At 68.9% G+C, this 13104-nt stretch carries 12 protein-coding genes; 10 read left to right on the top strand and 2 right to left on the bottom strand.

Annotated elements, in window-relative coordinates; genetic code table 11:
* Positions 1-13: 13 nt before the first annotated feature.
* The gene (locus AC07BS_RS16125; protein ID WP_478642515.1) at positions 14-736 is read left to right on the top strand and encodes a TetR/AcrR family transcriptional regulator; all 723 of its coding nucleotides are present in this window, start codon (positions 14-16) and stop codon (positions 734-736) included.
* A 9-nt stretch (positions 737-745) separates the two neighbouring features.
* Here AC07BS_RS16125 and AC07BS_RS16120 read toward each other — a convergent pair whose 3' ends face one another.
* Complete coding sequence (locus tag AC07BS_RS16120; RefSeq protein WP_478932676.1) at positions 746-1372, bottom strand: hypothetical protein; 627 nt, start codon at positions 1370-1372, stop codon at positions 746-748.
* 57 nt (positions 1373-1429) lie between these two features.
* Positions 1430-2479, bottom strand: coding sequence for a transglycosylase SLT domain-containing protein (locus tag AC07BS_RS16115; RefSeq protein WP_478932674.1), 1050 nt, complete (start codon positions 2477-2479; stop codon positions 1430-1432).
* A 408-nt stretch (positions 2480-2887) separates the two neighbouring features.
* Between AC07BS_RS16115 and AC07BS_RS16110 the strand changes: the two genes are divergently transcribed.
* From AC07BS_RS16110 to AC07BS_RS16070, 9 genes are read left to right on the top strand one after another with little or no spacing between them, the layout of a single operon-like run.
* Positions 2888-3724: a hypothetical protein gene (locus AC07BS_RS16110; RefSeq protein ID WP_478932752.1), complete on the top strand. Its 837-nt coding sequence runs from the start codon at positions 2888-2890 to the stop codon at positions 3722-3724.
* A 12-nt stretch (positions 3725-3736) separates the two neighbouring features.
* A complete protein-coding gene (locus tag AC07BS_RS16105; RefSeq protein ID WP_478932672.1) occupies positions 3737-4051 on the top strand; it encodes a hypothetical protein in 315 nt (104 codons plus the stop codon).
* A gap of 7 nt (positions 4052-4058) precedes the next feature.
* Positions 4059-4826, top strand: coding sequence for a hypothetical protein (locus tag AC07BS_RS16100; RefSeq protein ID WP_478932670.1), 768 nt, complete (start codon positions 4059-4061; stop codon positions 4824-4826).
* On the top strand, positions 4783-6672 hold the full coding sequence (locus AC07BS_RS16095) for a hypothetical protein (RefSeq protein ID WP_478932668.1): 1890 nt from the start codon (positions 4783-4785) through the stop codon (positions 6670-6672). Before AC07BS_RS16100 ends, AC07BS_RS16095 begins: the two co-directional genes overlap by 44 nt.
* 3 nt (positions 6673-6675) lie before the next feature.
* Positions 6676-8196: an SCO6880 family protein gene (locus AC07BS_RS16090; RefSeq protein WP_478932666.1), complete on the top strand. Its 1521-nt coding sequence runs from the start codon at positions 6676-6678 to the stop codon at positions 8194-8196.
* Positions 8196-9746 (top strand): type VI secretion protein, encoded by a 1551-nt coding sequence (locus AC07BS_RS16085; protein ID WP_478932664.1) that lies wholly within the window; start codon positions 8196-8198, stop codon positions 9744-9746. The genes AC07BS_RS16090 and AC07BS_RS16085 overlap by 1 nt, the downstream gene beginning before the upstream one ends.
* Positions 9747-9748: 2 nt before the next feature.
* Entirely contained in the window at positions 9749-11503 is a 1755-nt protein-coding gene (locus AC07BS_RS16080) for a type IV secretory system conjugative DNA transfer family protein (protein ID WP_478932662.1), read from the top strand.
* Positions 11500-11892: a DUF4913 domain-containing protein gene (locus tag AC07BS_RS16075; protein WP_478932660.1), complete on the top strand. Its 393-nt coding sequence runs from the start codon at positions 11500-11502 to the stop codon at positions 11890-11892. Before AC07BS_RS16080 ends, AC07BS_RS16075 begins: the two co-directional genes overlap by 4 nt.
* Positions 11893-11947: 55 nt before the next feature.
* A complete protein-coding gene (locus tag AC07BS_RS16070; protein WP_478932658.1) occupies positions 11948-13096 on the top strand; it encodes a hypothetical protein in 1149 nt (382 codons plus the stop codon).
* The last annotated feature ends 8 nt before the right edge of the window (positions 13097-13104 follow it).

Here is a 13104-nt window from a genome sequence, read left to right as displayed (position 1 = left end):
TACGCTGCCAGGCATGACCAGCAGCGGAACCGCCTCCTACCGCAGGCTCAGCGTCCCCGAACGCCGCGCCCAGCTGATCGGTGCCGCGCTGGAGCTCTTCGCCCACCGGGCGCCCGAGGACGTCTCGGTCGACGACGTCGCGACCGCCGCCGAGGTGTCGCGGCCGCTGGTCTACCGCTACTTCCCCGGCGGCAAGCCCCAGCTGTACGAGGCCGCCCTGCGCAGCGCGGCCGACGACCTCGAACTGTGCTTCGCCGAACCCCAGACCGGTCCCCTGACCGGCCGCCTGACCGCCGTCCTCGACCGCTACCTCGCCTTCGTCGACCAGCACGACGCCGGCTTCGCCGCCCTGCTGCAGGGCGGCAGCGTCGCCGAGACCTCGCGCACGGGCGCCATCGTCGACGAGGTCCGCCGGTCCGCCGCGGCCCAGATCCTCACCCACCTGTCGGTCCCGGAACCCGGCGTACGCCTGCGCATGATGGTCCGCACCTGGATAACGGCGGTCGAGGCGGCCTCGCTGATCTGGCTGGACGAGGAGAAGCAGCCACCCCTGCCCGAGCTGCGGGACTGGCTGGTCGACCACTTCATGGCCCTGCTGACGGCCACCGCGGCGAGCGACCCCCAGACGGCCTCCGTGGCCCGCAAGGCCCTGGCCCTGGAACCCCCCGACGGCCCGGTCACCACCCTGGCCCGCCGCACGGCCCCCCTCCTGGAGGAAGCGCCGCACCTGCTCTGACCCGCGACGCTACTCCGCTCCGCCCCGCAGTTCCCGCATGCCGGCCCGGACCTTCCGGGCCGCCCTGCTGTCGTGGCCGGTGACGGTGACCAGCATGGCCATCAGCTCCTCGCCGATCGCGAGGGCCTCGGCCGGGTCCGTGACGCTCATCCACAGGTGGGCGGCCCGCTGCGCCGATCCCTGGGTGAGCTCGTGGCCGGGGCCCCAGGCCGCCATCTGGAGACCGGTGGTGTGCAGGTACCAGCGCACCGCGACACCGGAATCCCCGGCCAGGTGAGCGAGCCAGCCGCGCAGCTCCCGGACGTTGACGGTGTGGGTGTGCGCGGGGCCGTACTGGGCCGTGATCTCCTCGTCGAGCCTCTCGGCCTCGACGCCGGCCTCGGCCAGGCGTGCCACGTCGGCGGGATCGGCGAAGGCGGCGACGACGGCCTCGATGCGGGCACGGAACGCCTCGGGGGGTGGCGGAGGGGCGGAATCCTCTCCCGACCGGTCGGCCGACTCCACCACCTCGGGTTCGCCTGAGGCCGGGTCGGGGGCCGGGTCCCCGGCATGCTCGCGCGCCGGATCGACCCAGAAGTCCGGCGTGACGACGCCCCAGGGGGCCATCACCCGGTCGTCATCGGGTGCGAAGTGCATGGAGTGCATCATGTGTCCTTGATCCGAGACGCTGCCGACATCACCTGAAGAAACGTTTCATCCGGCGTGCGGGAAGACAGGCGGGGTCCAGCCGACGTACTTGGCGCCCCACTTCTTCTCGATCATGTCGGCGTCCACGACGTCGATGTAGCCCTGGCGGAGGATGTCGTTGGAGACGATCTGGCCGTTACCGAGGTAGACGGCTATGTGCCCGGCCCGGCTGCCGGTGTCCCAGTACATGAGGGCGCCGGGCGGGGGGTTGCGATCGGTGTGCTGCATGGCCTTGGGTACGACGCTGTAGTGGTCGATGGCGTAGTTCACGCCGGAGACGTTCCAGCCGTAGACGATGGCGGTGAAGGCCAGGCACCGGTTGTACCACTCACCGGACGACCTGTCGCCAGCGTGGCCCTTGGCCCACGTGATGGCCTCGTCGACACTCCGGGGGTTGTTCAACGACCAGGTCTGCTCGCCATCGGTGAAAGAGCCGCCACCGCCTCCTGCTTCTGTCCATTCTTTGGACTTGGCCATGATCTCGGTGACGTAGCCGGTGGTCTCCCGGATATTGGGGATGCCCCGGGCTTTCTCGACGCGGCCCCAGCCGGCGTTGTAGCCGGCGAGGGCGAGTTCGATGGGTGAGCCGTTGTAGTCGGGGTGTGCTTTGGCGTCCTTGAGTAGATCGCACATCATCTTGCCCTGGGACGGTATGGCATCTTCCGGATCCCAGACATCCCGTTTTCCGTCGCCGTTGCCATCGACCCCTTCGGATTCCCAGGTGCTGTCGATGAACTGGGCTATGCCCCTGGCGAGCGGGTTCCCTTGATCGTCTCTGGACTGGGCGGTGGGATCGAATCCCGACTCGGCCCACAGCTGTGCGGCCAGGACCGAAGCGGGCAGGCCTTCCTTACAGGAGTTGGCGGCGGCCTGTATGAGACCGGCGTACTGAGGGGGAACTCCCCCTTTTCCTGTCTTGATGCCTCCGGCTCCGCCGAAGTTGAATCCCTTTTTGCCATCGAGAGACGCGACGAGCAGGATGACGCCCAGCCCGAGTGCCACCGGCCCCAGGGCCAATGCGCCGAGCGCGAGCAGCGCCCCCCGTTTGACGTCCATTCAGTCCCCCCTCGGCTGCCGGCCCTCGACGAAACCCTCAGGGCCGCGCTCTCCCCAAACCGCGGCATCGGGCCGGGGCTATCAGCCTCCGAGCCCATCGGTGTCAGATTGTCGCATCCCGTTTGCATCTCGAAAGCCCACCCCCTGGAGCACGGCATGCACCCCAAGCAGACCGAACAGGGCAAATGGCGCTAAATGGACGGTGGAGGTGCAACTCTGCACCCAGAGTGGGCATCTGACGCTAAGTCGACAATCTCATCTGGTCATCCCCGGCACAGAACCGACCTTAGACTGATCACACGTGGAGCAGCTCAGGGGAATTAGCTGCGTATGTAGTTGCAATTCGGGGGAACGTTGGCCAGGAAATCGCAATCGCCCCTGACGCTGCCCGCACAAGCGCGCTTGTTCGTGCCGGTTATGGGCGCGGTGGGCGGCAGCGGTCGGTCCACCACAGCAGCCCTGCTGGCCACCTCGCTGGCGGCCACGGGATCGACCGTCGTCCTGGACACCAACCCGCGCCTCACCTCGCCGTGGCCCGCTTGGCCCGCCGAGCCGGGCGCCGGCCTGGCGGCCATCCCACCGGACCAGCCCCTGACGCACCGCCAGGTCATGGCCGCCGCCTCGCGCTGTCACGGGCCCGAAGGGGCGGTGTGGCAGGTCCTCACCGACCACCAGGACTGGGCAGGCCCACTGCTGCCACTCCCGGCCGACCCTGCTGCCTGGTACCAGCTCTCAGCCGCCGGCAGATGGCAGGCCGTCGTCGCCGACACCGGCCACCCCATCGCACATGACCTTGTCGCCGCCAGATCCCAGGGACACGCCGGAGTGACCACCGTCTGGTGCTCCCTTCCCTTCGCCGTGCCGGTCCTGTGCGCAGCCGCCACCGGCCCAGGCGTGCACGCGCTGCAGTCCGCGGTACAGGCCGCAATCGCCGAGGGCCTGCCGTTGCAGCGCACAGTGGTCGCCCTCGTCGCCACAGGGGAAGGCCGCCTTCCGGCCCAGGTCCGCGCGGCCGCCACGATGCTGCAGACACGTGTGGCAGCCGTGGTCCACGTGCCCTACGACCCGCAGGTACGCAGCTCCGGCATGTCCCAGCCCGGCCGCCTGAAGCCCCACTCGCTCGCGGCCGGCACCGAACTCGTCCGCGCGGTCCTCACCGCGGCCCACACGACATGGGGAGAGCCACTCCCCCCAGCCGCGAGACCGGCCTCCGCGCATTCTCAAGATCCACAACACACAGCCTGAAGAGGTGGCCCCATGAGCCAGCTGATGAACGCGATGACCACCGTCCTCGCCGACGAAGTCGTGCCCCACTACAAGCCGGAGGTCCCCGGCACCCTCCAGACCCCCACGGGCAAGATCCTCGGCTGGACGGCAGGCATCGGCCTGTCGATGGCCGTGCTCGGCGGGCTGTGCGGCTGGGCCTGCGTGGCCATCGGCCACAACACGGAGCGCGGTGGCCTCGCCGCCCGCGGCAAGCAGGCGATCGTCTGGTCCCTCATATCCGGCGTCGGCATCGGGGTGACCAGCGGCCTTGTCCTCGCCTTCTACAACATGACCCAGAGCGGGTGACCCGGCGATGGACTTCGACGGTAAGGCTCGCAAAGCCCGCCTGCGCCTCGCAGCCATTAGCGCCGGCGCAGTGGCCGTCCTCGTGGCAGGAGGACTCCTGCTGGCTTCCACTACAGGGGGCGACACCTCAAATCGGTCACCTTCACCATCCACAATGAAGGGCTCAGGGAAGGACGGTGCTGGTCCAAGCCAGCCGCAGAAGCGCTTGACGCCCCAGACTGCCCACCCCTACCGGCTGTCCAAGTACCGGGCAAACAAGGACGGCATCGGCGTGGGATTCGAACACACCAGCATGGGAGCTGTTTCTGCCGCCGTGGCTTACTGGGAGGGCCTGGACGTCCTGAACGACTCATTTGCACAGAAACAATGGAGTGCCATTACCTCTAAAGACTCTCCGGAAACTGTCCAGCGGGGGGTTTCTGAGGTTCGCAAGCTTCGAGAGAAGGCCGGCCTGCCTCCTTCGGGGGAAGTGCCCGCTGGACTAGCAATCAGCACTCACGTGAAGGCGGTACGGGATCGCGCTCTGGATGATTCGGGCGACGCTGTAGTGGTCTGGCTGAACTATGATCGATATGCAGCGACCCCCGACAAAGCAATTGACGACGATCCACTCAGGGATCAGCTGGACGTGCTGATTGTCAAGTGGGAAGGCGACGACTGGAAGGTCACCAGCGAATCAAAGTACACCCGCTTGATGCCGAAAGCCGTTTCGTATTCTCCTGACAGTACATATGCCTTCGCTGCTGGATGGCGGAAAGTTGCGTCGCGTGACTAGGTTCGCTGCGCGGATCGGAGCGCTCCTAAGCAGCCTTCTGATCGTCATGGCGGTCTCCACGTCTATGGCACTGGCCAACCCTAAGCCACCCGAGCCCATCCCGGACAGCATAGATGGGGCCACTGCCGGCGTCAGCAAGACTACTGGAGAGTACTGCGATAGAGCAGTTCCAGACCCCAAAAAACCGGCGGAAGATTGCCGTCAACTCAAAGACAACGAGGACCCGAGACTTTTGGAGGCGGGGAGCGACCCGGGTAGTTCCAAGGAGGACAAACGCAAGCATGAACTTGCCCTGCTGAAGAGCTGGCAGGAGACCGCCAAAGGCAAGGATGACTACGAGAAGCTCAATAAATATCTCACTGAATGCGTAGAGAAGAAAGGAGGTGCTTTTCAGGATTGCCTACGCGAGGGCGAGGGGTACGCGCCGGCTCTGATTAAGTCGCCGGGCGATTGGATAGCCGAACAAATCTCCAAGATGGCTGCGGACGCACTCAAGGCAGCAGCTGCCGCGATCGGCGCGTCCGTCGTCTGGCTCCTGAAGGAATTCGCCTCCGCCTTCAATGATTTCTCTACCATCGATCTGAGCAAGTCTGGGATCGGGCCGATCATGGGCGTCATGACTGGTGTCTCCGCCTTGGTCGCCGCGTTCCTGATGCTGGTCCAGTTCGGGAGGCTGGCCGTCTCCCAGCAGGGAGGTCCGCTCGTCACAGCGATCACCGGGCTCGCGAAGTGGGCTGTGATCCTCTCTGTCTACGTGGCTGCCACACAGGTCGCGCTCAAGTGGTCCGATACCTTCAGCACCGCGCTCATCAACTACAGCCTCGGAAACGGTAAGGGCAGCGACGGAAGCGCGACGGCGGCAATGCAGGAGCGGCTCGGCACGCTGTTCTCGGCTCTGGTGGCCGGCTCCGGAGGTGGGGCTCTGATCGGTGGCAGCAGCGGTGTCGTGGCGAACGCGGTAGGCGTGATCATCGTGGTCGGCGTTCTGTGCATCGTGGCCGTTGGTGCGCTGTGGGTGGAGATGCTGCTGAGGCAGGCCGGAATCATGGTCCTGCTCGTTGTCATGCCGCTGGTGCTGGCCGGTCAGATCGCCGATGAGACCCGTGAGTGGTGGCCGAAGGCCCGCAACGCGCTGGTCACGCTGATTCTCATGAAGCCGGTGATCGTCATCTGCTTCAGCATCGGGTTCGGCATGATCAAGGACAGCAAGGGGATGCAGAACGTTTTTGTTGGGCTGCTGACCTTCATCCTTGCGGCGTTCGCCTGGCCGGTGCTGGCGAAGTTCATGACTTTCACATCCAACGGCTCGGGAAACTCAGTGGCTTCCGGAGTGCTCGGCTCGATGGGACCGAACGTCTCGTCGATGTTCGGCGGTGGCCAGGCCTCTCCCGCCGGGCCGGGGACAGCGAGCGGTGGAAGCGGCTTCACCAAGGCTGTCGAGGAGGACAACGCGGCAGCCGCCGGCAGCAGCTCTGGTGGCAGCTTCTGGTCGAAGGCTTCGATGGGCTCCAGGATGCGTGGCTCGGGGAGTTTCGGTTCCCAGCTTCGCGCCAGCGGCAGCATGGGGCTGCACGTCGCGGTGGCCGGTAAGGACATGCTGGTGTCCGCCGGTGCGAACACCGCGGCGCACGCGGGTCTCGATCAGGCCGCGCAGGGCGGGCCGCAGGGAATCGTGCCGCCGCGATCGCGGGCGTCGGAGTCCGTGCCCGGACCTTCTCCCGCGCCGTCGCCGTCGCGGGAGAGTGACCCGCCGCCGGCCCCGGCCGCGACTCCGGCCGCAGCGCCCGCCCAGGCCGCAGAGAGCGTCCCGCCCGCACAGCACGCCCAGACCTCGGAAGGAAGCTGATCCGTGTCGGCCCCGAATCTTTACAGCGGATGGCAGTCGGAGCGCTCCGGCTTCATCGGCAACCTGTCCGGGCTGGGTTTCTCGCTGGTGGCGGCCGCTTCGGTCGTGGCGCTGATCCCCATCTACCTGCACAGCTGGGGCGCCGCCTTTGTCTGTCTCCCGCTCGCCGTGCTGCTGCTCCTGCTCGCCTACGGGCGGGTGCTGGGGCTGAGTGCGGACGAATGGATCGCTCTCGCAGTTAGGCACCAGATCGCTGTGGCGACCAAACGGAACATCTTCTTCTCCGGGGTTTTCGCCCCGCGTACCAAGGACGGGCAGCAGCCGATGGACCTGCCCGGCGTGCTGGCCCGTCTGCACCTGCTGGAAGCGCCTGACGGGCTGGGCGGGACCTTGGGCATCATGCACAACCCGGTCGACGGTACCTACACCGCGATCTGCAAGGTGTCCTTTCCAGGTCTGGCACTGGTGGACACCGACAAGCAGAACGCGCGGGTCAAGGCGTGGGCGGCTTACCTGCGATCGATGTGCAAGGAGGGCGGCGCGATCACACGCATCAGCGTCCACCAGCGCTCGCTGCCCGATGACGGCGCGGCGCTGCGGAGCTGGACCGAGCGTCATATCTCCCCCGACGCCCCGGCCGAGGCGGTCCAGGCGCTCGATGAGCTGATGGTCGGTGCCGGTCCGACGGCGACGGTGCGTGAGACGTACCTGGCGGTGACGCTGGCATCGTCGCGTGCCCGCCTGGCCATCAAGGGCGCCGGCGGCGGGCAGATCGGTGCGGCCGCGGTGCTGGTGCGCGAAGTGCAGGCCATGCACAGCTCACTGTCGAGCGCGGGTCTGCAGGTCCTGGAATGGCTGACCCCTCGAGCTGTGGCTCAGACCATCCGTACCGCCTATGACCCCGAGGCCCAGCAGGCACTGTCCGCCAGGAACACGGCGGCGGAGAACCCGGGGTGGACGGGTGCGCCGCGCGGGGTGGACCCGGCGCTGGCGGGGCCGGCGGCGGCCGAGAGCGGCTGGGGCCTGTACCGGCACGATGGGGCGTGGACGGTCAGTTACCAGGTCCGCGGGTTTCCCCGGAGCGAGGTCTACGCGACGTTCTTGCAGCCGCTGCTGCGGCCGCGGGCCAATGCGCGGCGTTCGATGAGCCTGGTCTACGAGCCGGTCGGACCCGCCAAGGCCCGCCAGGAGCTGGCGCGGGAGAAGACCAAGCGCGACACAGCGCGCAGGTTCCGGGCCAAGACGGGCCGGGCGGAGTCGGAGGACGAGCGGCTGGAAGCCGCCACGGCGCGGGCCCAGGACATGGCCCGGGCCTCGGGCCACGGCGTGGTGCGACTGACAGCGATGCTCGCCGTGACCGTCACGGACCTGGAGCAGCTGGAGACGGCGTGCGCCGAGCTGCAGGCCGATGCCTCGGATGCCGGGCTGGAACTGAGGCGCGTGTGGGGCGCGCAGGACTCCGCGTTCGCCATCGCCGCTCTGCCTCTCGGCCAGGGCCTTCCGGAGAGGAGACTGGGGATCTGATGGGCCTGTTCACCCGCCGTACCACCGACGGCGACACCAGCCTCAAGGCCGCCCCACTGGCTGAGCTGCTCAGCACCGCCTCCGAGCCTGAGGCGGTACCGGCGCAGCTCAGCGCGCGGGAACTGCGCCGCTCGCGTCTGCTGGAGGACCCGCAGACCGCGATGCGGGTCGCCCCGAAGAAGGGATGGGCCCAGCCGTTCGCCGGCCGGGCGGCCTCGGTCGCCAAGGCGGAGGTGTTCCGTGCGGACACCGACCGGGCCAGCGGCATCTACCCGTTCCTGCACGCCGCGAGCCTGCCTCCGATCGGCGTGTACATCGGCTGGAACACCCTGACCATGCAGGCCTTCTCCGCGCACCCCGCGGCGTGGGTGAGGGAAGGCCTCGCGACCAACCCGAACGTCATGGTCACCGGCATCCCCGGCTCGGGGAAGTCGGCACACATCAAAGCCCTGTGCTTCCGGCTCATGGCCCTGGGACACCGCACCCTGATCGCGGGTGACGTCAAGGGCGAGTACCAGGCCCTGTGCCGGCACCTGGGGGTCGAGCCGGTCCGGCTCGGCCCCGGCCTGCCCGGCCGCCTCAATCCTCTGGACGCGGGACCGCTCGGCTACGACCTCGACGAGGCCGGCGGCGCCGACCTCCAGGCCCGGCTCAAGGAAATCCACCGCCGGCGCCTGACGCTGCTGCAGGCCCTGCTGGAGCTGCAGCTCAAGCGGTTCCTGCGCCCGCAGGAAGAGGAGTGCCTGGACATCGCACTGCGCGAGGTGACCGGTGAGTTGTACGGCCAGAGCGTACTGTCGGTACCCACCCTTCCGCTGGTCTACGAGCGGCTCAAGGACCCCACCGAGGCGATGGCACGGGAGCTGCGCGTGCGCGGCGACGACGTGCAGACCGCACGCGAGCAGATGGCCTCCCTGCGCTCGGCGCTCGGCGGCATGATCACCGGCCACCTCGGCGGCCTGTTCGACGAGAAGACCAGCATTGGCCTGGACTGGGACGCCCCGATCCAGTCCGTGGACATCTCCGCCCTGCAGCACTACGGCGACGAGACGGTGGCCATGGTGCTCACCTGCGTCTCCTCCTGGGCCCAGTCCGCCATCGACCGCCCCGGTGGCCGGCCCTGGATCGTGGTCCGCGACGAGCTGTGGCGCCAGATGCGCAGCGGCGGCGCGGCGATGGTCCGCAAGGTCGACGCCGACCTGCGCCTCTCCCGCGCCACCGGCACGATCCAGCTGCTGGCCACCCACCGCCTCTCCGATTTCGAGGCAGTCGGCGCGGCCGGCTCGGAGGCCGTGGCGATCGCCAAGGACCTCATCGCCTCATGCGAGACCCGCATCCAGCTCGCCCAGGACACCAAGCCGCTGAACCTGACCCGTGAGGCGATCGGTCTCACGGACGCCGAGTGCGACCTGATCAGCTCCTGGGGTGCCGGACAGCGCGGCCGTGCCCTGTGGAAGGTCGGACGCGGCGGCGGATCCCACGCCGTCCAGCTGATGCTCTCCCACACCGAGAAGCGCCTGTTCGAAACCGACGAGCGGATGGTGATCTGACCATGAATTCCAGCGGTAAGCCATCGTCCTCCCCTGCGGGCGGCGACTCGCTCCTGGTGCCCGTGCTCGTGCTCACCGGGGCCGCGGCGCTGGCGTGCACCCTGCTCACGGCGCCCCTGGCGGCGTTCCTGGCCGGGCGCGGCTGGCCGGAATGGGTGTACGACGACCCGGCGACCACCGCCGTCATGGCCATCGTCCGAGGTCCGGGGTCGGCCTACGCGCCCGCTCCGCCCGCTTGGCTCTTCTGGGCTCTGACGATCCTGCTCTTCGCCGGGATCGGTGCCTTCGCGGTGCGCGTGCTCGGTCGCCGCGGCAAGAAGCCCTCCGGACTGGCGGGCCGACGCGAGCTTGCCGGCATGCTGCCCAAGGGGGCGGCGGAACGCGCCCGACAGCTGCGGCCCGCCCTCGCCGGCACGAAGCGCCTGGACCCCGACGACACCGGAAACCTCCTGGGGAACCTCGAACCGAACGGCCCCGAGCTGCGGTCCTCCTTCGAGGACGTGGAGCTCGACCTGATGGCTCCCCGGGCCGGAAAGTCCACCGGCATCGCCGTGCCCCGTGTGCTGCGGGCGCGGGGATCCGTGCTCCTCACGTCGAACAAGGCCGACGTCTTCAGCGTCACCAGGGCCGAGCGGGCCGCGGTCGGCACGGTGTGGACGTTCGATCCGCAGGGCATCGCCCACACCCGGCGCGAGATGTGGTGGGACATGCTCGCCGACGCGTCCACCATCGAGGGCGCCCGGCGGCTGGCCGGCCACTTCGTGGGGGCGGTGAACGACGACGCGTCCAAGCGCGACTTCTGGATCTCCGCCGCGCAGAACACGCTCACCGCGCTCCTCCACGCGGCCAATCAAGGGAAGCGGCAGGTCACGGACGTCCTGGCCTGGCTGGCCGACCCCGCGGACCGTACGCCCGTCGATCTGCTGCGCGACGCGGGCATGGTCGCCCTGGCCGAACAGCTCCAGGGCACCATCCGGGGCGCGGTCGAGACGCGCGACGGCATCTACGAGACCGCCCGCCAGTGCGTGGCCTGCCTCCTCGATCCGAAGATCGCCGCCTGGGTGACGCCCGACCCCCAGGTCGCGCAGTTCCGGCCCGAACTGCACGCGCTGAGCCGGGACACGCTCTATCTGCTGTCGAAGGACGGCGGCGGATCGGCCGCGGGCGTCATCGCCGCGGCGGCGGACTCCGTCCTGCGCGCAGGCGTCACGGCCGCCGAGCGGATGGGCGGACGTCTCGACCCGCCCATGACGGCCGTCCTCGACGAGGCCGCGAACGTCTGCCGGATCTCCGACCTGCCCGACCTCTACTCCCACTTCGGCTCCCGCGGCATCAACGTCGTCACGCTGCTGCAGAGCTACCGGCAGGGCAGCCGCGTCTGGGGCGAGGCCGGGATGGACGCGCTGTGGGGCGCCGCCACCATCAAGCTGCTCGGCGCGGGCCTCGACGACGCGGACTTCATCGAGAAGGTCTCCCGGCTCGTCGGCGAGCACGACGTGAAGACCATGAGCTACTCCAAGAGCGAAGGCAACCGCTCCACTTCCACCTCGTACCGGCTGCAACGCGTGATGCCCGCCGACCGGATACGCGCCCTGCCCAAGGGCACCGCGCTCCTGCTCGCCACGGGTGTGAAGCCGGCCCTCATCCGGCTGCGCCCCTGGTACAAGGAGCCGGGCGCCGACCGGATCCAGACGGCGGCCCAGGCCGAGGTCAAGGCGATCACCGCACGTGCCACAGAGGGGATCTCCCACATATGAGCGGCTTCGACACAGAAGCGGAGCGGGCGGGGTCGCCCTTCATCCTGTTCCTGGAGGGCGAGGACCAGCGGGCGGCCATGGAGGGCCTGTCCTTCTGGGTGACTGAACTACTGCTCCCGGTGTACGGGAGGGAGGTCACGTCCCGTTCGCCCTGGTGCCCGCGCTGGTGGGAGCACCTGGAAGCGGTGGCCCAGTTGCACGCGCTGTGGCTCGCCTGGCAGGAGCTCACGGGCCCGGACGGAGGCCTGACCGGTCCGGCGATGTGGCACCGCGACTACCTCGGGCCGGTGATGCAGGCGCTGCGCGACCCCGACGGGCCGTTCGCGGGGTGCCGGGCCGGTGGGCACCGGTCGAAGGAGACACCCACGGCCGAACCGTATCCGGTGTGAACACGCGCTACAGGCCCGTCGAATCGGGCGGCCACATCTTCGAAGGAGAGAGTGCATGAGCGGACAGAAGGAATTGGCGAACGATTACGAACGTCTCTACTCGGCCGCAGCGCGGATGCTGTGGGCCGAGCGGACCCGTTCCTGGCATGACGCCGATTCGGAATGGCCCATGGAACGGAGGGCGGCGTGGGGGATCTTGGAACAGATCCTGCTCGACGCCGAGGCCGCGCTCGGCGCGCCCCGGCCCGGTGAGGCCTCCGACCCCGCACGGCACGTGATCTCGCGGCGCGCCCCGGGGGACGTGGACCGTCCGCTGACCTTCGACGAAGCGGTACGGGACTGGAAGCGGCGACTCGCGGACGATCCCGGCTTCCTCGTCGAGCGCCGGGAGCCGTACCCCGACTACTACATGGAGCCCGGCTCCTGTGTGATCGTTCCCTCCTCACCGTACTTCGTGATGATCGACGTCTTCCCGGAGCTGTTCCACCGGCTGGCCCCTGGCCGGCCGGGGGTGGTCGTCGGGCCCGGTGCCGCCGACCTCGCCGCGGTGGCGCACGAGGCCGCGGACGCGCTGCGCACGCCCCTGGGCGTGGCCACGCCCACACCCCACCCGGGAAGCGCTCCCTGGATCTCTCCCGTCTCCCGCCGGGTGTCGGACCTGCCCGACCTTCCGGAGCGCTTCGAGGCTCTGCGCCGTGCGGCCTGGTACGCGGCGGAGGTGACGCCTTCTCCGGAGGAGCTGAAGGGAACGCTGGACTTCACGGTGGAGCTGCGCGCTGCCATGGCGGCTGCCGACATCCAGCAGATGCTGACCGGCCGACCGGCGCCGGCATGGCGCGAGGAGTATCCGCAGATCGACCCGGCACGGCACGGGGTCGTGGGGCTCGTGTCCGGTGATTCCGGAGAGGCACGCCCGGTGCCTTTCGAAGAAGCAGCCGCCACCTGGCGCGGGCTGAACGCCAAGGGCTCCCTCCCGTGGACGCCCAAGGAGTACCAGCGGCAGTACTACCCGGACCGGGGCGAGACCGAGAACGTGGTGATCTCGGCGACCCGTGCCCTGGTCTTCGCCGAGATCCTCGACGAATACGCGGCACGCCTGACGCCGGGGCGCGACCCAGGGCTCATCCACTACAACGCCTACGAGCTCGGCCAGTTCCTCACCTGGGGGATCGGCCGCGAGCTGAGCGCCCACTCCGGATTCTGAGGACAGAG

This window comes from Streptomyces sp. NPDC044063 (assembly GCF_056434285.1).
The sequence above is the reverse complement of the archived record's forward strand: the minus strand, read 5'-3'. Positions and strand labels throughout refer to the sequence as shown.